Raw genomic sequence first — 23,216 nt, forward strand, 5'->3', positions numbered from 1 at the left:
TTAATTGAATTTGCTGCTTTTTTTAATTTTGAAAGTGATGATTAAACGAATTGATGCTACAGAAAAAGCCATTGAACTGATTAAAGTTCTGAAAGAAAAACACGGTGACCTGATGTTTTATCAGGCAGGCGGATGCTGTGAAGGCACGCAACCACAGTGTTTTGAAAAAGGCGGTTATTATCAGCGAACAGGCGATGTTTGCATTGGTATAATTGAAGACACAGAATTTTGGGTAGACAAAGATTTATTCGAATACTGGAAACATGCGCATTTTACTCTAACTGTAATTGATGCATTTGGAGTTGGTGGTTTTTCTTTGGAAACTCCTTTAAAGAAAACATTTCAAATAGAATATAGAATTTTCGCCCCAGAAGAAGAGTTGAATCTAGAGCCGGTTACAAGGATTGAGTAGAAGTTTTTAGTCTCAGTCACAGTTTTCAGTCTCCGATAAAAAAAACTTAGAATCTTAGAGCCTTAGGATCTTAGCATCTTAATTAATATAAAGTAACTGATACTGTTTTGGAGTAATTCCCTCGTATTTTTTAAACAATCTAATAAAATAATTGGCATCTTCAAAGCCAGCTAAATAACAGACTTCGTTAATTTGAAGAGTTGGATTCTTCAAAAGATTTTTGGCGCATTTTATTTTCTCATTCAAAATATATTCAATCGGACTCATTCCAAGTTCGCGTTTAAAGAAACGGTAGAAAGAAGTGGTGCTCATACAGGCTTTTTCACTAAGTGATTTTAAGTTCATATTTTCTTTCAGATTCTGTTTGATATATTCTGTAACTTCTTTTATGGGATTGTTTGCGTCCAAAAATTTCCCTTCGTCTATAGATTTTACCGTTTGAGTTTGAATAATTCTAATCAATAATTCTTTTAAGGTTAAATCTGCAAAAATATCTTTGGCTACAGAAGTGCTCATGCATTCTTTTATGAGTTTATTAATTGTAGCAGCCATTTCTACATTATTGTAAAAGAAATAGTTTTGATAATTTAATTGCCAGTACATATTAGTTCCTTCTTTCGGATATTGTTCATTTAAGAAGTTTAATATTTCAACAATTTTATCCTGATCAATTGCTAATGCTAGGCATTGTGTGGGATTGTTTTTTGAAGCTTCAGGAAAATCAATTTTCATTTCTACATTTGAAGGAACAATAACCGTTTCACCTGGAAGATAAACAAATTCAGGATCGTCAAAAAGATGCATGATTTTCTTGCCTCTCAACATACTAGTTACCACTAAATCATTAAATTTTAAAGGAACTTTTTGAGTTGATTCGTAGGTTTCAAATAAATTTAATTCACAATTATTAAGGTTGTAGATCGTTCTGTTTTCTACAAGAGTTTTTAATGATTTCTCTTGCGATAATTGAAGCGGATTAACTAAATATCGTTGACTGTTCATTAAATTTAAGTTTTTGGTGGAGACTTTAAATTTAATGAAAATATGTATACAGAATGAATATTTAAGCCTTTTTTATGACTTGTATAAGGTTGTGTTTAAAAAAAGAAAGAAGATGTTTTATAATAAAAAAGAGAGAATTAAAATCCTCTCTTTTCACTTATTTCTATTTCTAATTCAATTTAATCGGTGGTACACACTGCTGCATGAATAATTATCCAGAAGCTTCCGTCTCCACTGTATGTTAGATCATAACTATCTGTTGTGGAATTGTTTAAAGTATGCTGATTGCCATATAGACCTGGTGCAGCAGTAGCAGGCCTATCATCAGACAAATAAACATGAGTTTCTGTAAATACTGTTCCGGGATGAGTAGCGTTGATCGTTACTTTTACACTGCTGCCTTGAATTACAATTGTAACCGTTCCTGCTAAATAGCCATTATTAATATTGTTTTGTCCAGCACCTGCATATAAGTTGTAGTTATAAGTGCCGTCTGCAACATTATCATAATAAGTAGCCCATCCCCATTTTTCAGAAATTTCTAAGCCAATGAATGTGTTGTTTCCGAACATATAAGCTGTATCGCAGTTGGTAACTGGTGGAGGAGTTTCGCAGTTTCTTAAGCAGTACTTAAAGTAAGTTGCCCAGTTTTTTCCAGGGAATTTTATATCGCCTGCCCAGCCAGTTTCTGTTCTTACGACATTTCCGTTTACAATATTTTTCATGCTTGAATGAGCAGCAATAAATAAACATCTATTGTCATCTAGAATTATTGAAGAAAGGGGAATAGTAAAAGTATAACTTTGAATTAATGGATTAAAAGATTTGTTATATGGAAATTGTCCAGGAATTGGATTTCCATTTTTTATCGGTACATTGGCATATGGCCCTACAAACAAATGAAGTTCACTAAAATACCAATTTGTAAGCGCAGAATAGGTTACGTAGAGATTTGTAGCGTCATTTTCAACTAAAATTTTTCCAGCGTTAGTAAACTGGCCAGCCATAATGTTAATTGATATTGGATCGCATTCTGAATAAGTTCCTTTTGCAGTAGCAGAAGTTGAACTATTCGATTGTTTAGCCTCAGTTTGAATGTCTGTACTTAGAGGCTCGTTGGTACAATTGACAATCAGAAAAGCAAAAACCACAAGTGTAATAATTTTTTTCATCGTAATAAGGAGTTAAAAATTAGTAACAATTAAAGGGTAGCTTTAAATAAGGGGGTTTAAATTGCTATTACAAATTTTATGACTTATTTATTAGATTTCAAAAAATATCCGTTCAACGAGTTATTTAGTCGCTTAACTGCATGTTTTTCAGTGTTTTGTAGTGTTTTTTAATTTTATATCAATTCTTCTACGTGTTTTTTGATATTTTCGGATATTTTTCGCGTAGGAAGGTCGTTTTCGTCATTTCCAAACGGATCTTCAATTTCTTCAGCAATAAGCTCTAAACTGGCCAAAACATAAAAGATAAAAACGACAACAGGCGCAACTAAATATCCTAAACTAACAGAATATCCAAACGGGAGCGTCATCGTATAAAAGAAGATAAATTTCTTTATAAAAGCGCTGTAAGAGTAGGGAATAGGCGTGTTTTTGATACGCTCGCAAGCTCCACAGATATCTGTAAAAGCAACTAATTCGTCATTTATAGTAATTAATTGTTCTCCAGTTATTTTTCCAGCTTCATACAAATCATTGATTTTATGATACATGATTCTTTTCAGCTGATTTGGCTTGTGCTTATGATGGTCAATTTCCAAGTCAACATCTTCAAAAAGCTGTTTGCTGGTGTCTTCATCTTTCAAATGCTGATGAAGAATATCAGCATACATGGGAATATATTTTCTGAAAAACTTTCTGTCATTTTCATCTTTTAAAATGGCTGAGAGTTTTATGGCAAAATTACGGCTGTTATTTACAAGTCCGCCCCAGAGTTTTCGGCCTTCCCACCATCTGTCATAAGCGGTATTAGTTCTAAAAACAAGCAAAAGAGAAATTACAAATCCTAGCATTCCGTGCATAATTGGAATATTATGAATATAATCGTTTTTGGTTACTTTAAAATAATGAAGTTCAAGATAACATATTATTGCAGCATATATTCCAATTGCAATCATAATCGTAAACAGTTTTCGAACAGTATCCGATTTATGAAAATGAAAAATAAATGTAAACCAATCTTTGGTATTGTATGTAATCATTGAAATGTGTTTTGAACAAATTTAAATTAAAAATCGCCTATTAAACGCAAAACGGAAGAAAATATTTTAGCTCATTTAGGCATTCTAATTTCATTTAAAATAGACATAGACATTTACTCATGTACTTATGCAAAAGATAGTCTTTTAGAAATTCGAGATTCTTGGTAATTAAAAAAAATCTGCTGAATTTGCTAAATCTGCGAGCTATTTTTCTCACGCAGATTTAGCAGATCCAGCAGATAATATGTGGTTTTTTAATTAGAAAAGCTAAAAATTAATATTTCCTGCTAATTCTTTTAAGGCAATTTCAGATAATTTTGCTTCATATTGTGCATTGCTGTAACGAACTTTAGCATTCACATAATTCAGCTGAGCAGTTCTAAAATCAAGCGTTGTAATAGTTCCGATTTTAAATTTATCTAATGTAATTTCTAAATTCTGTCTAGCAATAGTTTCATTGTTTTCTTCTAGATCAATTAGTTCTAAATTGGTTAAATATGTTTGAAAAGCAGTGCTCAATTGTGTATTTAAAATGGTGTTTTGCTGTTCGATAGCAATCTGTGAGTTTTCAATCTGTAATTTGGCCACCTTTTCATTACGATGCTGATTGAAACCGTCAAAGATGTTCATTGAAGCATTAAAGCCATAATTTAAACCTTTTGAAGACGTTTCGCTGGTAAAACCTAAACTCGATTGGCTTTCAGAGAAATTATAGCCTGTTGTTAAACGTAAAGTAGGATAGCGATCAGCTTTTACTTGTTTCAATTGCAATTCGGCAATGCGTTTATTGATTATTTGCGTTTCTAAACCAGGGTTTTGTTTTTGCGCCAATTCCATTAAATCAGCCAAAACTAATTTATTGTCCACTTTTACCTCGTCTGTAACTTTGAAGTCAATTTTTGGGTCACGAGCCAAGTATTGGTTCAATAAAATTTTAGCATTCGCATAAGATTCTTTTTGTCTTAATAAAGCAACCTGATCAGAATTTAAATCAACTTGTGCGTTTAAAACTTCTAGTTTTGAAGCTTTTCCAATGCTGAAACGATTTTTTGCTAAAGTTAAACGCTGATTAGAAATTACAATTGTAGTATCTAATGCGGCCAATTGCTGCTGTTGCTGTACCAAATCATAATAAGACGAATTTACCTGAGCTATTTTAAGCAAAATAGTTCTTTTAAGTTCAGCATCGCCCAATTTTTGAAGCTCTTTTAGCTGATCTAATTTGGCAAACATTTTCATTCCGTCAAAAACAGTCCATCCTAAACTAACACCATAAGACAAACTGTTATTTTTTGCATTATTTAATGTAGTGGAAGTGCCATCCTGACGAACTTGTGTTGAATTGGTAAGACTATTATTGTCTGTAATATTTGCCGTTGCTGTTGGCAGCATTCCTGCATTTCCAATTGTTACGTTTGTTTCGTTTATTTTGGAATTGTTTTTAGCAATTTTAATCTCAAAATTATTTTCCAAAGCTATAGTCATAGCTTGTTCAATAGTAAGAACTTCCTGTGCCTTTGCCTGAATGATGCAGAGGAAGAGGATTAGTACTGTACAATATGTTTTTTTGATATTCATATTTATTTTCTTTAACCAAAAATGATATTCTGGTTTCTATTTAATGCTTTCTCTTTCGTATTCGTCAATATGGTCAAATTCTGGATAATGTTTTCTAGCTCTTGACCACATGTAATAAATTGCAGGAATTACAAAAAGCGTTAAAGCCAATGAAAAGATTGTTCCTCCCACAATTACAACTCCCATACCAATTCTGCTGGTTGACGCTGCACCAAGTGACAATGCGATAGGAAGCGCCCCTAAAGCGATGGCTAAACTGGTCATTAAAATTGGACGTAAACGTGCTTCAGAAGCCTCTAAAATAGCTTCTAATTTTGGCTTGCCTTGCTCTCGCAACTGATTAGCAAATTCTACAATCAAAATACCATTTTTGGTTACCAGACCAATCAGCATTACCGTACCAATCTGACTGAAAATATTCCATGTCTGGTTGAATAGCCATAGTGAAAATAAAGCTCCAGCCACCGCCATTGGAACCGTTAAAATGATGATAAACGGATCTATAAAACTTTCAAACTGTGCAGCAAGAATCAAGAAAATAAGCAACAATGCCAATCCGAAAGCAAAAGAAGTATTAGAGCTACTTTCTACGAAATCTCGCGATTCTCCAGCTAAATCGGTAGTAAAACTTTCATCCAAAACTTTGGCTTTAATTCGGTTCATTTCCTCGATACCTTCTCCCATACTTTTTCCTGGCGCTAAACCAGCTGAAACAGTTGCAGACATGTATCTATTATTGTGATATAATTGCGGCGGATTGCTTTGTTCATAAACTTTCACAACATTATCCATTTGAATTAATTGTCCGTTTTTGTTTTTCACAAAGATAGATGTCAAATCCAAAGGTTTAGATCTGTCTTTTTGGTCAAACTGGCCAATTACCTGATATTGTTTTCCGTTTTTAATAAAATAGCCAAAACGCTGTCCGCTTAAGGAAAGCTGTAAAGTCTGGGCAATATCAAGAATAGAGATTCCTAAACTTTCTGCCTTTGCTCGATCAATAGAAACGTTTATTTCAGGTTTGTTAAATTTCAAGTTGACATCCGTTGTCGAAAACACATCACTTTTGTTTACCTCATTCATAAAAAGAGGAATTTTTTCTCGAAGTTTATCAAAATTTGGAGCCTGAATTATGTATTGTATTGGCAATCCTCCACGTCTGTTAACTGCAATTGTAGGCTGCTGTATTACTGCGGTTTTAGCATCAGGATATTGTTTGGTCCATTTGGTTAATTTGTCGGCAATATCTTTTTGAGAAACAGTTCTTTCATCTGGTTCTTTTAATGAGAGCCTAATAAAACCTGTATTGGTGGCAGATGCTCCAAAACCAGGTGCTGTAATAACTAAGCTTACTTTCTTTTCAGGAATAGAATCGTCAACTAATTTTGAAATTTCCTGCATAAAACGGTCTGTATACTCGTATGATGAACCCTCAGGCATGGTCATACGCATTGTTACAGAACTTCTATCATCATAAGGTGCTGTTTCTTTTGGAAGAATGGTAAAGAATAAATAAATTAACCCGAAACAAGCAATTAGTATTGGGAAACTAATCCATTTTCTATCCATGAATTTAGTCAGCGCTTCAGCATAACTGCTATTCATTTTTTCGAAAAAAGGCTCAGTTTTAATATAAAATTTTGACTTTTTCTGTTCGCCGCCTTTCATTAAATAAGCATTCAACATTGGCGTTAATGTCAATGATACAAAGGCAGAAATTAATACTGCGGCACCAATTACAACTCCAAATTCCCTAAAAAGTCTTCCAACGAAACCTTCTAAGAAGATTACAGGTAAAAATACCGCTGCCAGTGTTACAGAAATCGAAATTACAGCATAAAAAATTTCGTTAGAACCTTTAATCGCTGCTTCAATTGGCGACATTCCTTCTTCGACTTTTTTGAAGATATTTTCGGTTACCACAATACCATCATCCACAACCAGACCTGTCGCCAAAACAATTGCTAATAAAGTTAATACGTTAATTGAGAATCCAAATAACCACATTATGAAGAATGTAGCAATTAACGAAACCGGAATATCAATTAAAGGTCTAAAAGCGATCGCCCAGTCTCTAAAGAAAAGATAAATAATGATGATTACCAATATCACTGAAATTCCTAATGTTTCAGCAACTTCAAGTACTGATTTCTTTACGAAAATAGTATTGTCAAGAGCAATATTTAATTTAATATCTTTTGGGAGATCTTTTTTTAAGGCCTCATATTTTTTATAAAATTCTTTCGATATATCTAGGTAATTTGCTCCAGGCATTGGCACGATGGCCAAACCAATCATTGGCAGACCAGACTGGCTTAATTTGGTTTCGATATTTTCTGGACCTAGCTCAGCACCTCCGACATCACTCAAACGAACAATTTTATCTCCGTCTGTTCTAATAATGATGTTATTGAATTCTTCTGCTTTAGAAAGATTTCCAATAGTTTTTACTGTAAGTTCGGTGTTGTTACCAGTCAGTTTTCCTGATGGAAGCTCAACATTTTGTGCATTCAAAGCTGTACGCACATCGGCTACTGTACAGCCATAAGCAGTAAGTTTTGCAGGATCAATCCATAAACGCATCGCGTAACGTTTTTGTCCCCAAATCTGTACTCCGCTGACTCCTGGAATGGTTTCTAAACGTTGAGATATAACATTTTCTGCATAATCGCTTAATTCTAGAGAATTTCTTGAATCGCTCTGAACGGTCATCGAAATAATAGCATCACTATCCGCATCTGCTTTTGATACCACTGGCGGCGCATCGATATCCTGAGGAAGATTTCTAATGGCTTGCGAAACTTTGTCTCGAACATCATTTGCTGCTTCTTCTAAATCTTTATCAAGATTAAATTCAATTGTGATATTGCTGCTTCCTTGGTTACTTGAGGACGTAATATTTCTAATTCCGTCAATTGCATTTACTGCTTTTTCAAGAGGTTCTGTAATTTGCGATTCAATAATGTCGGCATTGGCACCAGTATAATTGGTACGAATAGATACTTGCGCAGGGTCAATAGAAGGGAATTCTCGAACACCTAAAAAAGTATAACCAATAAAACCGAATAATATAATTAATAAATTCAGTACTATGGTTAAAACAGGTCTTCTTATACTTGTAGTTGATAAACTCATTTGTAATTTTAGATTTTAAAGTTCAGATTTTAGAATAATAAGTTTTAAAAACTCATAACTCATAATCCAAAACTCATAACTTTGAATTATTTTACTTTAACTTTAATTGGAGCTTCGTCTTTTAATGACATAACACCGCTTGTGATCAAAGTATCTCCAGGTTTTAATCCTGCTAAAATTAAAATTGAAGAATCTGTTCTTGTTGTTGCATCAACCATTACTTCTTTAGCTTGGCCATTATTAGCGATATATACTTTTTTACCGTCTTGAATAGGTACGATTGCTTGAGAAGGAACAACTATGGCATCTTTAATGATATTTAAAGGCAATTTGATATCTGCAAAAGTTCCAGGAAAAAGTTTTCCGTCAATATTGTCGGCAAGGGCACGAATTTGAAGTGTACGCGTTGCTACAGCTACTTCTGGTTCAATAGCATAAATTTTTGCATTGTAAGTTTTGTCAGAACCAGAAACCTTAAAATCGATTACAGATCCTGATCTTACTTCTGAAGCGTATTTTTCTGGAATTGAAAAAGTGATTTTTAATTTGCTTGTATTCACCAGTTTCGCCACTAAAACAGTTGGAGTAATATAAGTTCCAGGTGAGATATTACGCAAACCTATTTTTCCCGAAAAAGGAGCTCTCACAGAAGTTTTAGAAATTTGAGCTCTAATTAATTGGCTTTGAGCTTGGGCAGAAGCAAGGTCGGCTTTTGCAACATCTGCCTCTTCTTGGCTGATTGCCTCTTTTTGCAACAGTAATTTGGCTCTTCTAGCATTTTCAGCAGCCAAATCTTCTTTGGTTAAAGCTTGTCTTAATTGCGCTTTTAGTTCAATATCATTTACCTTAAGAAGAACTTGTCCTTTTGTAACATTGGCACCTTCGTTAAAAAATATTCCTTCAACAATTCCTGACACCTCACTATGAATTTCTACTTGTTCATTTGCTTCAATAGATCCTGATAATGCTAAATTATTGTCAAAAGTGGCAGTTTTTATTACGATTCCATTAACAGTTGTTGGAGATTTTTTGTCGTTAAACTTTTTAGAGTCATCGTTTTTGCCCTTATTAGATATAATTCTGTAGGTAATAAATCCTCCAATTGTAATAATTAAAAGGGTGTAAATGAGGTGTTTTACTTTCATAAAATTGAGGTGAATATAGATTTTAGGTTTTTGTCTTTTAGCAAGCTTACAAATTTAACTTTTTGATGTGAAATCGGAAGCCGTTAGCTTTTATTTAACATTTGTATGTACAAAGGTTTGCATTTAGACTGTATGTGAACAAAAAGGTTTAATTAAAAGTTAATTTTTTTAGCGGAAATAAATAAAACTTTAGTAAAAGTGTGTTTTGTTATATTCTCTAAAGGCAGGCTGTTTCTGCAATGCAAGAATTTTTACACAATTTGTCTGATTTTTTTTGCACTTTATCGATTTTATTTGTAACATTGATATGTTAAACAAAATGAAAAAGTTTGAGATAAAAGCTAACGGTTGCGTTTGGTTTTTATGTTAAAATACGTATGTAGAAGTTGTTTTTTTTGGTTTTTGATTATATATAATGAATAATTATATTAACAAGTGTTTATTCTTTGTTGTTGAATAATGTTAAAAAAAATAATTTATGAAGAAAAAATTACTTCTCAGTTTATGGTTTACATTTTTACTTCTTGCAATTGGTTATCTGTTTTGGCAGAATGAGTTTAAATACAGTCTTCCAACTCCCATACCAAAGAACTATCATGCAATAGCAATGGGATCTAAAGTAGAACTTGGTCCATGTTGTGCTTTTGATAATAAGCCCATCTTCATACATTTTTTTAATCCCGAATGTCCATGTTCGCGATTCAATGTGCCACATGTAAAAAGTTTGATAAAAAAATACGGAGATCAGATCAATTTTAAAATCGTGGTGTTAAACAAAAAGAAGAGTTTTACCATAGATGAAATTCAAGAAAAATTTGATGCTCAAATTCCTGTTTATTTTGATGAATCGATTGCTAAAAATTGTGGCGTAATTTCGACACCTCAGGCAGTTTTGTTAGACCAGTCGCATAATTTGTATTACAGGGGCAATTACAATAAAACCAGATATTGCACCGATTCGCAGAGCAATTATGCTCAAATGGCGATAGATTCTCTTTTAAGCCGAAAAGACAATCCGTCTTTTAACGCTTTGGCTCTCAGAGCTTACGGATGTTCATTACCAAAATGTACTAAATAACTATTTTTCCAAAAACCCAAAAACTAAAACCTATGAAAACAAAAGCTAGCTTAAACGAACAAGATTATCTGCACAGTTTTATGTCTACAATGACACAAAAATCAGATACGATTATTAATTATGTACTTGCAGTATATTTTCTTCTGGGTATCGGACTGTCTTTTAAATACGATACTTTTGAAATTGGCGTTGGTGTTGGAACGCTAAATCTTTTGTTGTACTACTCGGCAAAATTTTTTATGAAAAACTCTAAATTTTACCAGTACGTTTTATCAGTTGTCTTAGCTATTTTTATGGCACAATACATCTATCAGATGCATGGCATGTTCGAAATGCATTTTACTGTATTTATAGCGAGTACAATCTTGATTATTTATCAGAACTGGAAACTTCAAATTCCGCTTACTTTACTTGTTGTTCTACATCATGCTGGATTAGCTTATCTTCAAAACTATATTTATAATGATGCCAACGGATTTCAGGTTTACTTTTCTCAGGTAAATTTTGATCTTGAAACCCTAATTATTCACACTATTTTGGCTGCTGTAGTATTTTTTATGAACGGCTATTGGGCATATTATTTTAAAGAACACAGCGAAAATCATATCTCAAAAATTTCAGATGAATATGAATTGGAAAACATGAAACTGGCTTCTGCAAAATACAGTTCAATGTCAGCTACAAAAGATTATAATGATTTTATTCATAGAACAACTTTAGATTTAAAACTGCCTGTAAATTCTGTTTTAAAACTAATTGATGTTTCAAAAGGGCATACAGACAACGACAAATTGCTTAGTTATCTTGAAATGATGAGAGAAAGTGCAAAGAAAATTGATGATTTAGTCAATGACATACATGTAAAATCTACAAATAGCAGAAATTAAAATTTTATCTTCCGATTAAAATTGGAATCAATTTTTCCCCAAAAAAATAAGATAATATTAATTTTTAAACCTGCTATATGTTTAAGCATGATTTGCCTACAGCAGTACCTACGCTGCACAATCTTAAAAAAATTATTGATGATTTTTTAAACGAAAGTATCACATTAAATTCAATTGAAAAAATTGGCGCTCAGTCTGAGTTTGAAATGGAAGTCAGAGAAATTTTCAAAGACTATCGAAATAATTCTAATGTGTACGATCTTGATTTTCAGTATAAAAAGCTTATTCAGATCGTGAATGATATTCGTAATCTGAATCTTGCTGTCAATAATCAGATTCCAGAATGGCTGGAAAATGAGCTAGAAGCAGTTTTTCTTAAAATCAGGAATATTCTGCTTGTCTTGGAGATCGAGTCAAATTGAAGGTTTAAGGATTCATTTTATACGCTTATTGAATTGTAAATTAATTTAAATGTAAAATTTATGGATACCAGATTACACCGTCCTACACCTTCTGATAGAGAAGTGGACTGGAATAAAAATAAAGTACTGCTAAGTAAAACTGATAAAAAGGGAACCATTTTATACGCGAATGAAGACTTTATAGATGTTTCTGGTTATGATGAATTTGAACTTGTGGGTCAGCCGCATAACATAATTCGCCATCCAGATATGCCTAAGGTTATTTTTAAATTCTTGTGGGATAGCATTAAGTCTAGCGAAAATATCCATGTCATCATAAAGAACATGGCTAAAACAGGCCGTTATTACTGGGTTGTAACCGATTTTAAAATTGTAGCAGATACCGATGGTGAGATTGTAGGTTTCTTTTGTACGCGAAAATCGGTTCCGAACGATATCATTGTAAAATTTATAGAGCCTTTGTACAAGAAACTTTTGCAGATTGAAGAAACCAGTGGTATGCACGCTTCAGAAGAGTATTTGGTAGGTTTTCTAGAAGAAAGAAAGAAAACTTACATGGAGTATATCGATCATTTAATCGCAACAGGTAAAGACGATAAAAACAAAATAAGCAAAGGTTTGTTCAGCGGGCTTTTTGAAAAAAAGAATGATGTAAAAAAGAAATAATCAACTATATACTTCATTGTTTCTAAAAAAAATATTCGACCCCAACTAAAATTTGTCCCCCAGCAAAACTAAATCACATGAATATTAGAATTCAATGAAGTATTTTTTTAGGCTCAAAGTCCCAAAGTAGCAAAGGCTCAAAGGTTTTTCTTTTAGATTAAACCTTTGAGCCTTTGCATCTATGTGCCTTTGCACCTTAACTAATATAATTCCAAATATTTTTTTTCTTAGTTAATTCGATAAAGATATTTCTTAAAACAGCATGCTCAGGTTTTTGAAGAGCTGAATCTTCTCTTAAGATTTTCATGGCATAATTTCTTGCCAATGAAAGAATTTCCCTGTCTTTTACAATATCTGCAATTTGGAGGTTTAATACACCACTTTGCTGTGTACCCATCATGTCTCCTGGACCTCGGAGTTTTAAATCTACTTCGGCAATTTCAAAACCGTCATTGGTTTGTACCATGGTTTCCATTCTGGTTTTACTATCAGAACTTAATTTATGGCCAGTCATTAAGATGCAATAACTTTGCTCCGCACCACGACCGACACGACCGCGCAGCTGGTGCAATTGCGAAAGCCCAAATCTTTCGGCACTTTCTATAATCATTACACTGGCGTTTGGCACGTTTACACCAACTTCAATTACGGTTGTAGCAACCATGATATTGGTTTTTCCTTCAGAGAAACGCTTCATTTCTGCATCTTTATCTACAGGTTTCATTTTTCCGTGAAGTATCGAAATAGAATATTGAGGCAATGGAAAATCACGAGAAATGCTTTCGTAACCATCCATCAAATCCTTATAATCCATTTTTTCAGATTCCTGAATCAGCGGATATACAATATAAATCTGTCTTCCTTTTGCAATTTCGTCACGAAGAAATTTCCAAACTTTCAAGCGATTTGTGTCATAGCGATGTACAGTTTGAATCGGTTTCCTTCCTGGCGGTAATTCGTCAATAACCGAAATATCCAAATCACCATATAAACTCATTGCCAAAGTCCTCGGAATAGGAGTGGCGGTCATAACCAAAACGTGTGGCGGAATATCATTTTTTTTCCACAACTTCGATCTTTGCTCCACACCAAAACGATGCTGCTCATCAATCACAGCCAAACCTAGGTTCTGAAATTGCACTTTATCTTCCAATAAAGCATGAGTTCCAATAAGAATTTTAAGTTCTCCACTTTCCAGTTCTTCATGAATAATTTTTCTTTCTGAAGTTTTGGTGGAACCTGTTAATATTCGAATATTGATATTTAATGTTTTAGCAAATTCCGACAATCCAAGAAAATGCTGATTTGCCAAGATTTCTGTCGGTGCCATCAAACACGCCTGAAAACCATTGTCAATTGCTAAAAGCATGCTCATAAAAGCCACAATCGTTTTTCCAGAACCTACGTCACCTTGAAGCAAACGGTTCATTTGAGCATTGCTTCCCATATCAGTCCTGATTTCTTTGATTACTCTTTTTTGAGCATTCGTTAAATCAAAAGGAAGGTGATTTTTATAAAATTCATTAAAAAGTTCGCCCACTTTATCAAATGGATGCCCTTTTATTTTATGTTTTCGAATAAGATTTTTTGTAATTAACTGTAGCTGAATAAAGAATAATTCTTCAAATTTCAGTCTGAATTGCGCTTTCGCTAAAATCTCAGCGCTTTTCGGAAAATGAATATTGAATAATGCCGCACGTTTCGGAATCAGCTTTAATTCTTCGATCAAGAATGGAGGAAAAGTTTCGGTAAACAGCGCTTGTGTTTCCAAAAAAAGCTGTTCCATTAATTTATTAATCGTACGATTCGAAATGCCTTTGTTTGCTAAAGCTTCTGTCGAAGGATAAACAGGCTGCATAGCCGAGCGTAAACTTCTCTCGTGTTCGCTAAGCAATTCAATTTCAGGATGTGCCATGCTGAATTGACTTCCGTAAAGCGAACATTTTCCAAAAATTACTAAGGGTTCATTGATCTTTAAACTTTCGCGGATCCATTTATGACCTTGAAACCAATTTAAATCAATTTGTCCTGTGTCATCAACAAAACTAGCCACAAGGCGTTTTTTGTTTTTAGCAAATTCAACGGTTTTAATGTTGATTATTTTACCGATAATCTGAACTTCAGAACCCGTATTCTGCAATTCGTTAATCTTATAATAACGCGTTCTATCAATATATCGATTTGGAAAAAGATTAACTAAATCTCCATATTTATGAATGCCCAATTCCTTACGAAGAAGCTGACCACGACTGGGACCAACACCTTTCAAGTATTCAATTGGAGTTTCGAGAAGATTATTAGACATTCGAAGATTTAGATTTTTTTTGAAGCAAGATTAAAAGGGGCAAGAAGAAAGAAAAAGATAATGTTTGTCTTTTCTCTTTGTTCTATATTCTTTTCTCTTTTTAGAAAGCGAAGATAAATTTTAATTGGGAATTTTGAAAATGAATTATCGTTTTCAACTATTTGAATATTAACTTACCGTTAAATAGTTAAATGCAGACGCAACCATTTTAAGAAAGTAAAATCTTAATAATAATAGTTAACCATCAAAAACTTTAAAAATGAAAAAAATTGGACTTTTAATTGTAATGTTTGCTTCTTTAATTTCTTGCTCAAATGACGATTCAAACAATAAGGCAGATACAGCCATTACAGATTATTATGGAAAATGGGTGCAATATAATGAACCTAAGAATGATCATCCTTCTTCAAATCAGTATTCTTATATTTTTAATAAGGATAATACATTTTCAAAAACCAGAGTATATGAAAATATCAATGTAACGCTGACAGGAACTTTTGAGATTATAACCAAAGATAATCTTACTCGTTTTGTATTAACTTATAAAGAGAAAAAGGACAATTCATTTATTTCGAGCTGTGGAGGTGGTTTGATAGAAAGTTTTACTCTGGACAAGTCGGCAAAATTAATAGATGATGCTCGTGCATGTGATGCCAGTTTCGTATTTACGAAATTAAATTAAAATTTAATATTACAACTTGTCAAACTCCGTTAGTTTCCTGACGGGGTTTTTTATTTAACGTCAGTATTGTTTTAATAAAAAAGATAATTACTAGATTTGTTTAAACATTCAAATTATAAGCCTCAAATTATGATTAAAGAAGAAAAAGTTCCTTTTGAAACAGTGGTATTTTCTGGCATTACATTCAAAGTAATTAACCGACATGAAGCGCATAATATCATTGGAGATCTTACCGATTTCAAGAATCAGAAAATCTACAATGTTTTTGAAGACACTTGGCGTTTTCCCGATTATGAAGAGAATCCCATATTTCTATTAGCTGAAGACGACGTAGAAATGGATTTATTTGAGATGGATTTCAGTACCAAAGAACATCCCGATATTTTCATTTTAGGTTTTATTTTTAAAGGAAATCTAACGGTTGCCAAGCTTATCAGCTCTTTTGATACTGATAATTCTCCTGCTTTAATCGTTTTAGGAAAAACCACAACTGTAAATATTAATTTGTTCGGAAGCGTTCATTATTTGGGTGGCGGTCTGCAATGCGACACACTTGCTGGAGAATACAATCACGGTGAACTTTTTGTAAAAGGAGATCTTACGGCGTGGCTGGTTTATAGTGATGATATGCTATTTCATTTTGAGCGTTTTACAGATGTTCAGGCAATTATCAGTGCCAACAGACCTGACATTCTAATTTGCAGCAATGTTCAAGATACTGACGGATCTATCATAACTGTTGAAAATTATCTTCCTTCAACGCATAAATTATCTGATATTGTAGAAGATTCTTTTGTCGAAAATACAGATTATAACGAAGAAATATTAGGCAATAATTATTTAGATGTTTTTAAAGAAGGTCTTTCAATTTTAGATTACGACAAAAAGGACAAATATATGTATGCTGATTTCCGAAATCAGTTTATTAATATGGTCGAAGTTCTGTCTGAAACTGAAGAACAGAAAGAAAACGGAAAAATCGTTAGACATATCTCAGGAACAACTTATTTGTTTATTCCGTTTGATTATGAAGGAAAAAAATACAGCCAGATTTCTGAAGAAATTTCGAATGGTTTTGGCATCAGAATGCGCGCTTTATGGTGTCATGAAGACCAAGAAATTATGCTTATTTTGGAATATCTTGACGAAAACGGAGATCCAAAATACCAATGGATGAATGACGAAAATGCTCCAGGAATTGAACTTTTCTGTGTAAAAAATGCTGTCATGAGAACTTTTGAAATATTGACAGCTGAAGTTGTTGAGGATAACGACGAAGAAGATGAAACAGAATTTTCGGATTACAATAATAGATTTTCATTGGAAGAATATGCTTCTCAGTTTGGCAATTATAAACTACCAGAAGATTTAGTAAAGCTATTTGATTTTGAGCAGAAATATGGCGTAGAAACGTATTCAGAATGTTTTGGGCTTACCATAACTGATGATAAAACGGGTATAAAAACTTGGTCTGAAGAGGAAGAATTCTATAACAGCTTTATCGAATTTGCAGGCGCAAACGGTTCAGGAAGCTCTTATGCCTATTGGATTGTTGATAAAGATTTGAATAATTGCCCAATTGTTGTTTTTGGAGATGAAGGCGGAGTTCACATCGTAGCAGAAAACACTCAAAAACTGATTCAGCTTCTAACATTGGATACCGAAATTTCTGTTGATTTTGATAAAGCTTATTTTTATCAAGACGAAGAATATTACGAAGAAAGTGAAAATAAGGAGGAGTTTCGCGAATGGGTGAAAGAAGAGTTTAATTTGGATGCAATAGATTCTAACGAAGAAGCAGATGAAATTGTAGAAGAAGCACAGACAAAATATAAACAAAAGTTTAACGACTTTTTAGTAAAGTTTGGCATTGAAATTAGCGAGGAAGATGAATAGTGTTTTTTATCTTTGAAAAAAAAATTAAAAGAATGAAAACACATTTAGCACTTTTACGCGGAATCAACGTTTCTGGGCATAATATGATGAAAATGGAAGCTTTGAAAGCAATGTTGGAGAATCTTGGCTTTCAAAATGTACGAACGTATTTGCAATCTGGAAATGTTTTTGTGGATAGCGAAGAAGAAGCTTCAAAAGTTGGTTTTATGATTAAACAGGAAATCTTTAAAGTTTTCGGTCATGAAGTTCCTGTAGTGATGATTACCAAAGAAAACTTGGAATTGTGTTTTGCCAATAATCCGTTCTTAAAAGAAAAAGACATTGATATGAAAAAACTTTATGTTGCTTTTGTTTCAATGAATTTGAAAAAGGAAAGTATAAACGATTTAAAAATAAGTCAATTCAAGCCAGACGAAGCCAGCATTGATGAAAATAGAATTTTTATTAAATATGCCGTCGGTGCTGGAAAAACCCGTTTTGACCAAAAATATATCGAGAAAAAACTAAACGTAACAGCAACAATTCGTAACTGGAATACGGTTACGAACTTGCTTAAAATGTATAATGAATAATGAAAAAATATTTTTTTATAATGTTCCTTTTGGGACTAAGCTCAGTAGCTCTGGCTCAAACCTCAAAAGCGACTTCAGAAGATTTTAATGAGTTTTTTAAGAAATTCAATTCAGATTCTAAATTTCAAATTAGTAGAGTTATTTTTCCTTTAAAATACAAAGCAAACAACGAAGATTTTGAATTGTTGGATTATACAATGACAAAGGAAAAATATAAGGTGCTGCATCTCAATAATAAGGCTGACGAGAAATATTTAAAACGTACATTATCAGTAAAGAAAAGCAAAGCCACTCTTGAAGAGCGTGGACTAGATAGCGGAATTTATATTGACTATATTTTTGAATTAAAAGATAACAAATGGTTCCTGAAAACTTTTGTCGATCAATCGACTTAAAGTTAATCTCTAATCCATTTTTGCATAGCTGGAAAAGGCATTTTTTGTTCTTTTTCAGCTTTTTCTTTTCCAAGACACATTCCCATCCATTCCAAAAGAGGCAATCCCATGTAATTTTCTGAAGTAAAATTTGTAATGAACCATTCAGAATTACCTTTATAGCCGTTCGGATGAAATACAAAATCAGGTGAAAGCTTTAAATGGTTTAAAGCTGCATAAGACCATAAAATCGCCGCAATTTCGTCGCCTTGAGTTGGCCAATCTTTAGAGATTTCTACGGTTCCGACTAGTTTTCTTTCAGATGGAATCGTTACAGCAAGATGCCCGGCTTCATGCAGAATATCACCAGGATATAATAATTTATTGTAATCGATATAAATGCAGTCAGGACCTAAATCCAATCCTGGCAAAAAAGTTTCTCCAAGCTCTTTTTCGATAATATCAATTCCGATTTCCCTCAAAAAGAATATTACTTTTTTTACTTCCTCATTTTCTTTTAAATCCATGTCAGTTTGTTTTTAAAATGTTTTTCTTGATGTAAATAGTATCTGCACTATGAAAAGCTCCTTTTTTCATTCCACCGCCAAAAGGCTGCATAAATTGAATGTTTTGAGGTTCGTAACCTTCTTTTTGTATAGGTTCATTTACAGACAAAGTAGGCGCTTCAAAGCCCAAAAAAGTAAATTGGTGATAGCGTTTTTCTTTTAATGAAAAAGAACCGTTTGACTGGGTTAAAGTCTCGCCAACTTTACAATTTTCAATAGGCTGTTTCGTTTCGGCATCATAAATGTATCCCGTTATTTGAGGTCTCTTGCATCTGCTGACCAAACAGCTTTGAAGAGAAAAAGAAACAAGGATAAGAAAAACTAATTTAAAGAAAAATTTCATTTATTTTTTAATTAAATCACAATACCAAAAACCAAAATCGAAGGCAGTTTCATCATTTGTATCGCAAGCTGTATTGGACGAATCTTGTTTTTCTGGTTTTTCATATTTTCTATAAACAATTTCTCCAATTTCAAAATCAATAGGTTTAGAGAATATTGGTCCATCAAAAGTAAAAGTATGAAATTCGCCATTTTCACCGCAGACATCAACGTTTTCTGGCAAATCATTTATAAAATCTTGGTCGATAATTCTGCCTACAAAACTTTTATCGAGATATTTTTCGTTTACACAAACCACAATTGTTTTGAAACCCAATGAAATAAATTCTTGAATTAGATTCTGTGTTGGTATTTTCCAAATCGGAAAAACACCTGTTAATCCGATTTTTGCCAATTGATTTTCGCGGTACTGACGCAAATCTTCCAAAAAAATATCTCCAAAAATAGAATGCGTTATGCCTTTTTGCTTTAGTTCAGTTAACGTTTCAGTCATCACTTTTTCGTAAACTTCCATTGTCGGCATTTCGGGTACTTCTAGAATTTTTAACGGAATTCCGATGCTCTGCGCTTGTTCGTGCAGTAATTCAACACGAATTCCGTGCATAGAAATACGCTGATATTGCTGGTTTACGCTTGTCAATAAACATTCGATTTTAAAATCAGTATTTTGGAGTGTTTTGTATAAAGCGAGAGCAGAATCTTTTCCGCTGCTCCAGTTAAATAAGGCTTTTTGAGGTTCAGACACGATTTGGCATTTTAATACTGTAAACATACAAATTTCATTCTATTTGTAAAGGAAACCTTTGTAACTTTGGGATTTCGCCTTCAAAATTGTTTCAATGAAATACATTTTTCTATTATTCACCAGTTTTCTATTTGCTCAGCAAACGCAATACGTTGATTTTAAATCGGTTTCAGGGCAATTGTCTATAAATCCAAAAGATAAACTTATTTCTGGAGCTGTCGATTTTCAATTTGAGGTATTGCAAAACACCGATACAATTTCGCTTGACGCTAAAAACATGGAATTTTCGAATGTGAAAGTCAATGAAAACGAAATCATGTTTGTTAATACCAATAAAGAGTTAAAATTGGTTTTTCCGTTTAGTAAAGGGCAAAATCATTTGACATTCAATTACACAGCAAAACCAAAACAAGCGCTTTATTTTGTTGACATGGGAAATGATGAAGTGCAAATCTGGACACAAGGGCAGGGCAGATATACAAGCAATTGGTTTCCGAGTTTTGACGATGTAAATGAAAAATTGATTTTCAATTTAGGGATTTCTTTTGATAAAGATTATCAGGTGGTCTCTAACGGAGTTTTAAAAGCAAAAACTGCAAATGGAAATTTGGATCATTGGCAATTTGAAATGGAAAAACCAATGAGTTCGTATTTATTGATGCTGGCTATTGGGAAATTTGATAAAAAAGAATTTAAATCTAAGAGTAGAATTCCTTTAGAATATTATTACGAACCCAAAGATGCAGATCGTTTTGAGCCAACGTATCGTTACTCGAAACGCATTTTTGATTTCCTTGAAAAAGAAATAGGTGTAAAATATCCTTGGAAAATCAACAGACAAATTCCAGTTAGAGACTTTTTGTATGCAGGAATGGAAAATACAACTTCGACTCTTTTTGCGACCCGTTATGTCGTAGATTCAACTGGTTTTTGTGATCGAAATTATACTAATGTAGACGCTCATGAATTGGCGCATCATTGGTTTGGAGATCTTATTACCGCCGAAAGCAGCATGCATCATTGGCTTCAAGAAGGTTTTGCCACTTATTTTGCGTTGCTTGCTGAAAAAGACATTTATGGAGAAGATTATTTTTACTCTAAATTATACGACACAGCGCAACAAATAAAGTTTGCGTCTCGAACGGACACAATTCCTGTTTTGAATGCGAAAGCAAGTTCGCTTACGTTTTACGAAAAAGGCGCTTGGGCATTGTTTGTTCTGCACGAATCAATTGGCGATAAAGCATTTAAAAAAGCAATTAAAAGCTATCTGAATAAATATGCTTATCAAACTGTAAACACACAGAATTTCTTTGATGAAATTAAAAAAGTTTCTGATTTTGATCTAGATAAGTTTCAGAAAACTTGGTTAGAATCGACTGCTTTTGATACGCCAACTGCAAATGCATTATTGAGTAAAAACAAAGCAATTCAAAAGCGATTGGAAATCGACAAGCTGAAAAAAACACCTTTTGCAGAGAAAAAAGACATTTTGAAAACAACTCTAGAGTCTGATGTATATCAATCAGTAAAAGAAGCCGTTGTTGATCAATTGGAAAATGAGAAATACGAAGACAAAAAAGCTCTTCTGCTTTTGGCATTGCAGACTAATAACATCAGAGTCCGTCAAAATCTGGCAGGATCTCTAACTAAAATTCCTGAAGATTTTAGAGCAAATTATGAAACGCTTTTGGATGATAAATCATATCAAACACAAGAAATAGCACTTTATTGGCTGTGGCGAAACTTTCCAGATCATAGAACAGAATACTTGGATAAATCTAAAAATTGGATTGGCTTCAACGATTACAATTTAAGGACTTTGTGGCTTTCTCTTGCTTTGTCAACGCCAAATTACAGTAGCGATACCGATTCTTTGGCAAATGAACTAATCGCATTTTCATCAACAAAATATGAAGCAACAAGTAGACAAAATGCTCTAGAAAAACTGATCGCTTTTAAAATTATTAACGATCACGTTTTGAGTAATTTAGTTGGCACTACTACGCACCATATGTGGCAGTTTTCGAAATTTGGAAGAGATACGATAAGGCTCCTGTTAAAAAATCCTGAAATGCGTGCTTCTTTTAATAGAATTTTACCTAATTTGACACCCGATGAGCAATTCCAATTGAATCGTTTATTGAAAGAGTAAATTAGAGTGAAAAGAGGAAAGAAGCAAGAAGCAAGATTCACAGAAAAGGATTTAAAAATAATCTTGCTTCTTGCTTCTTTCCTCTTATTGAGTCCAAAAAAATATCCCAAAAATAAAACCTACATTACAATTTATGAGAGCATTGGTTATTTCAGGAGGTGGCAGTAAAGGCGCTTTTGCCGGTGGTGTTGCCCAGTATTTAATAGAAGAGAAAAAACATGAATACGATTTGTTTATAGGAACTTCTACAGGAAGTTTATTGATTCCGCATTTAGCTCTCGGTCATATAAAAAAAATTCATTCTGTTTATACCAATGTAACGATGTCAAGTATTTTTAATATTTGTCCGTTTGTAGTAAAGAATAAGGATGGCGTTGATATTGTGACCATTAATCACCTTAATGTATTGCGTCAGTTTTTTAAAGGGAAACGTACTTTTGGAGAAAGCAAAGGATTGAAAAAGTATATCCAAAATAATTTTTCACTTTCAGATTTTAATAAACTTAAAAAGCTTAAAACCGACGTTATTGTTACGGTGACCAATTTTACTAAAAACGAATCTGAGTATAAATCGGTGAAAGACTGTAGTTATGAAGAGTTTTGCGAATGGTCTTGGATATCGAGTAATTATGTTCCTTTTATGAGTTTGGTTGAAAAAAACAATTGCGAATATGGTGATGGCGGATTTTCAAGCTTAGTTCCAATTCGTGAAGCAATTAACAGAGGAGCAACAGAAATTGATGTAATCGTACTTGAGACAGAGGTAAATACAACAAAAACAGTAATTGGTAAAAATCCATTTTCATTAATGATCGATTTGTTCCGAATTGCTTTAGATCAGGTAGAAAAACACGACATTGCTATAGGAAAACTTATGGCAAACAATAAGAATGTGAAATTGAACTTATATTACACTCCAATAAAATTAACCGATAATGCCTTGATTTTTAATAAAGAGGTAATGAAAGAATGGTGGGAGCAAGGTTATGAATATGCTCAGAATAAGTCTGAGGTTATGAGTGATAATAAAATATTGATTTAGATG

The 23,216-nt window shown here is 33.1% G+C and carries 21 protein-coding genes; 11 read left to right on the plus strand and 10 right to left on the minus strand.

Annotated elements, in window-relative coordinates:
* Nucleotides 1-37: 37 nt before the first annotated feature.
* Entirely contained in the window at nucleotides 38-412 is a 375-nt protein-coding gene (locus NU08_RS19840) for a DUF779 domain-containing protein (RefSeq protein ID WP_129748800.1), read from the plus strand.
* A gap of 78 nt (nucleotides 413-490) precedes the next feature.
* Here the strand turns inward: NU08_RS19840 and NU08_RS19845 are convergent, their stop codons facing one another.
* The 6 genes from NU08_RS19845 to NU08_RS19870 all read right to left on the minus strand — a co-directional run bounded on the left by NU08_RS19845 (nucleotide 491) and on the right by NU08_RS19870 (nucleotide 9,481).
* A complete protein-coding gene (locus tag NU08_RS19845) occupies nucleotides 491-1,414 on the minus strand; it encodes an AraC family transcriptional regulator (protein ID WP_129748801.1) in 924 nt (307 codons plus the stop codon).
* 179 nt (nucleotides 1,415-1,593) lie between these two features.
* Nucleotides 1,594-2,586, minus strand: a complete 993-nt coding sequence (locus NU08_RS19850) for a hypothetical protein (RefSeq protein ID WP_129748802.1) — start codon at nucleotides 2,584-2,586, stop codon at nucleotides 1,594-1,596.
* Nucleotides 2,587-2,759: 173 nt separating this feature from the next.
* On the minus strand, nucleotides 2,760-3,623 hold the full coding sequence (locus tag NU08_RS19855) for a bestrophin family protein (RefSeq protein WP_129748803.1): 864 nt from the start codon (nucleotides 3,621-3,623) through the stop codon (nucleotides 2,760-2,762).
* A 267-nt stretch (nucleotides 3,624-3,890) separates the two neighbouring features.
* The gene (locus NU08_RS19860; protein ID WP_129748804.1) at nucleotides 3,891-5,201 is read right to left on the minus strand and encodes a TolC family protein; all 1,311 of its coding nucleotides are present in this window, start codon (nucleotides 5,199-5,201) and stop codon (nucleotides 3,891-3,893) included.
* Nucleotides 5,202-5,237: 36 nt separating this feature from the next.
* Entirely contained in the window at nucleotides 5,238-8,336 is a 3,099-nt protein-coding gene (locus NU08_RS19865; RefSeq protein WP_129748805.1) for an efflux RND transporter permease subunit, read from the minus strand.
* Between the two features lie 86 nt (nucleotides 8,337-8,422).
* Nucleotides 8,423-9,481 (minus strand): efflux RND transporter periplasmic adaptor subunit, encoded by a 1,059-nt coding sequence (locus NU08_RS19870; protein ID WP_129748806.1) that lies wholly within the window; start codon nucleotides 9,479-9,481, stop codon nucleotides 8,423-8,425.
* Nucleotides 9,482-9,959: 478 nt separating this feature from the next.
* Here NU08_RS19870 and NU08_RS19875 point away from each other — a divergent pair, with 478 nt between their 5' ends.
* From NU08_RS19875 to NU08_RS19890, 4 genes are all read left to right on the plus strand, one after another.
* Complete coding sequence (locus tag NU08_RS19875; protein WP_129748807.1) at nucleotides 9,960-10,559, plus strand: AhpC/TSA family protein; 600 nt, start codon at nucleotides 9,960-9,962, stop codon at nucleotides 10,557-10,559.
* 32 nt (nucleotides 10,560-10,591) lie between these two features.
* On the plus strand, nucleotides 10,592-11,446 hold the full coding sequence (locus NU08_RS19880) for a hypothetical protein (RefSeq protein WP_129748808.1): 855 nt from the start codon (nucleotides 10,592-10,594) through the stop codon (nucleotides 11,444-11,446).
* 77 nt (nucleotides 11,447-11,523) lie between these two features.
* On the plus strand, nucleotides 11,524-11,868 hold the full coding sequence (locus NU08_RS19885) for a hypothetical protein (RefSeq protein WP_129748809.1): 345 nt from the start codon (nucleotides 11,524-11,526) through the stop codon (nucleotides 11,866-11,868).
* Nucleotides 11,869-11,928: 60 nt separating this feature from the next.
* Nucleotides 11,929-12,534 (plus strand): PAS domain-containing protein, encoded by a 606-nt coding sequence (locus tag NU08_RS19890; RefSeq protein ID WP_129748810.1) that lies wholly within the window; start codon nucleotides 11,929-11,931, stop codon nucleotides 12,532-12,534.
* A 196-nt stretch (nucleotides 12,535-12,730) separates the two neighbouring features.
* Here the strand turns inward: NU08_RS19890 and recG are convergent, their stop codons facing one another.
* Entirely contained in the window at nucleotides 12,731-14,839 is a 2,109-nt protein-coding gene (recG, locus tag NU08_RS19895; RefSeq protein ID WP_129748811.1) for an ATP-dependent DNA helicase RecG, read from the minus strand.
* Nucleotides 14,840-15,098: 259 nt separating this feature from the next.
* Here recG and NU08_RS19900 point away from each other — a divergent pair, with 259 nt between their 5' ends.
* From NU08_RS19900 to NU08_RS19915, 4 genes are all read left to right on the plus strand, one after another.
* Nucleotides 15,099-15,521 (plus strand): hypothetical protein, encoded by a 423-nt coding sequence (locus tag NU08_RS19900; protein ID WP_129748812.1) that lies wholly within the window; start codon nucleotides 15,099-15,101, stop codon nucleotides 15,519-15,521.
* 129 nt (nucleotides 15,522-15,650) lie between these two features.
* Nucleotides 15,651-17,417 carry a hypothetical protein gene (locus NU08_RS19905; RefSeq protein WP_242502608.1) on the plus strand — a complete coding sequence of 589 codons (1,767 nt, stop codon included), beginning with the start codon at nucleotides 15,651-15,653 and terminating at the stop codon, nucleotides 17,415-17,417.
* 32 nt (nucleotides 17,418-17,449) lie between these two features.
* A complete protein-coding gene (locus tag NU08_RS19910; protein ID WP_129748813.1) occupies nucleotides 17,450-17,989 on the plus strand; it encodes a DUF1697 domain-containing protein in 540 nt (179 codons plus the stop codon).
* Complete coding sequence (locus NU08_RS19915) at nucleotides 17,989-18,384, plus strand: DUF4348 domain-containing protein (RefSeq protein WP_129748814.1); 396 nt, start codon at nucleotides 17,989-17,991, stop codon at nucleotides 18,382-18,384. Before NU08_RS19910 ends, NU08_RS19915 begins: the two co-directional genes overlap by 1 nt.
* 2 nt (nucleotides 18,385-18,386) lie before the next feature.
* On the opposite strand, the gene NU08_RS19920 is transcribed toward NU08_RS19915, so the two are convergent.
* Genes NU08_RS19920 through NU08_RS19930 form a run of 3 tightly spaced genes read right to left on the minus strand, consistent with a single transcriptional unit; the run spans nucleotide 18,387 to nucleotide 20,043 of the window.
* The gene (locus tag NU08_RS19920) at nucleotides 18,387-18,890 is read right to left on the minus strand and encodes a hypothetical protein (RefSeq protein ID WP_129748815.1); all 504 of its coding nucleotides are present in this window, start codon (nucleotides 18,888-18,890) and stop codon (nucleotides 18,387-18,389) included.
* A 1-nt stretch (nucleotide 18,891) separates the two neighbouring features.
* Nucleotides 18,892-19,272, minus strand: coding sequence for a hypothetical protein (locus NU08_RS19925; protein ID WP_129748816.1), 381 nt, complete (start codon nucleotides 19,270-19,272; stop codon nucleotides 18,892-18,894).
* Complete coding sequence (locus NU08_RS19930; RefSeq protein ID WP_129748817.1) at nucleotides 19,273-20,043, minus strand: diphthine--ammonia ligase; 771 nt, start codon at nucleotides 20,041-20,043, stop codon at nucleotides 19,273-19,275.
* Between the two features lie 67 nt (nucleotides 20,044-20,110).
* Between NU08_RS19930 and NU08_RS19935 the strand changes: the two genes are divergently transcribed.
* Both NU08_RS19935 and NU08_RS19940 read left to right on the plus strand, forming a co-directional pair.
* Complete coding sequence (locus NU08_RS19935; RefSeq protein WP_129748818.1) at nucleotides 20,111-22,171, plus strand: M1 family metallopeptidase; 2,061 nt, start codon at nucleotides 20,111-20,113, stop codon at nucleotides 22,169-22,171.
* A gap of 133 nt (nucleotides 22,172-22,304) precedes the next feature.
* Entirely contained in the window at nucleotides 22,305-23,213 is a 909-nt protein-coding gene (locus tag NU08_RS19940) for a patatin family protein (RefSeq protein ID WP_129748819.1), read from the plus strand.
* The last annotated feature ends 3 nt before the right edge of the window (nucleotides 23,214-23,216 follow it).

Origin of the sequence: Flavobacterium anhuiense (genome assembly GCF_004151235.1) — a bacterium.
GTDB lineage: Bacteria > Bacteroidota > Bacteroidia > Flavobacteriales > Flavobacteriaceae > Flavobacterium > Flavobacterium anhuiense_A.

Bases quoted from the DNA above. Each gene is read 5' to 3' on its own strand.
- NU08_RS19915 (WP_129748814.1), top strand. From the start codon at position 17,989: ATGAAAAAATATTTTTTTATAATGTTCCTTTTGGGACTAAGCTCAGTA.
- NU08_RS19875 (WP_129748807.1), top strand. From the start codon at position 9,960: ATGAAGAAAAAATTACTTCTCAGTTTATGGTTTACATTTTTACTTCTT.
- NU08_RS19910 (WP_129748813.1), top strand. From the start codon at position 17,450: ATGAAAACACATTTAGCACTTTTACGCGGAATCAACGTTTCTGGGCAT.
- NU08_RS19870 (WP_129748806.1), bottom strand. From the start codon at position 9,481: ATGAAAGTAAAACACCTCATTTACACCCTTTTAATTATTACAATTGGA.
- recG (WP_129748811.1), bottom strand. From the start codon at position 14,839: ATGTCTAATAATCTTCTCGAAACTCCAATTGAATACTTGAAAGGTGTT.
- NU08_RS19925 (WP_129748816.1), bottom strand. From the start codon at position 19,272: ATGAAATTTTTCTTTAAATTAGTTTTTCTTATCCTTGTTTCTTTTTCT.
- NU08_RS19880 (WP_129748808.1), top strand. From the start codon at position 10,592: ATGAAAACAAAAGCTAGCTTAAACGAACAAGATTATCTGCACAGTTTT.
- NU08_RS19900 (WP_129748812.1), top strand. From the start codon at position 15,099: ATGAAAAAAATTGGACTTTTAATTGTAATGTTTGCTTCTTTAATTTCT.
- NU08_RS19940 (WP_129748819.1), top strand. From the start codon at position 22,305: ATGAGAGCATTGGTTATTTCAGGAGGTGGCAGTAAAGGCGCTTTTGCC.
- NU08_RS19885 (WP_129748809.1), top strand. From the start codon at position 11,524: ATGTTTAAGCATGATTTGCCTACAGCAGTACCTACGCTGCACAATCTT.
- NU08_RS19840 (WP_129748800.1), top strand. From the start codon at position 38: ATGATTAAACGAATTGATGCTACAGAAAAAGCCATTGAACTGATTAAA.
- NU08_RS19930 (WP_129748817.1), bottom strand. From the start codon at position 20,043: ATGTTTACAGTATTAAAATGCCAAATCGTGTCTGAACCTCAAAAAGCC.
- NU08_RS19905 (WP_242502608.1), top strand. From the start codon at position 15,651: ATGATTAAAGAAGAAAAAGTTCCTTTTGAAACAGTGGTATTTTCTGGC.
- NU08_RS19845 (WP_129748801.1), bottom strand. From the start codon at position 1,414: ATGAACAGTCAACGATATTTAGTTAATCCGCTTCAATTATCGCAAGAG.
- NU08_RS19890 (WP_129748810.1), top strand. From the start codon at position 11,929: ATGGATACCAGATTACACCGTCCTACACCTTCTGATAGAGAAGTGGAC.
- NU08_RS19850 (WP_129748802.1), bottom strand. From the start codon at position 2,586: ATGAAAAAAATTATTACACTTGTGGTTTTTGCTTTTCTGATTGTCAAT.
- NU08_RS19860 (WP_129748804.1), bottom strand. From the start codon at position 5,201: ATGAATATCAAAAAAACATATTGTACAGTACTAATCCTCTTCCTCTGC.
- NU08_RS19920 (WP_129748815.1), bottom strand. From the start codon at position 18,890: ATGGATTTAAAAGAAAATGAGGAAGTAAAAAAAGTAATATTCTTTTTG.
- NU08_RS19865 (WP_129748805.1), bottom strand. From the start codon at position 8,336: ATGAGTTTATCAACTACAAGTATAAGAAGACCTGTTTTAACCATAGTA.
- NU08_RS19935 (WP_129748818.1), top strand. From the start codon at position 20,111: ATGAAATACATTTTTCTATTATTCACCAGTTTTCTATTTGCTCAGCAA.
- NU08_RS19855 (WP_129748803.1), bottom strand. From the start codon at position 3,623: ATGATTACATACAATACCAAAGATTGGTTTACATTTATTTTTCATTTT.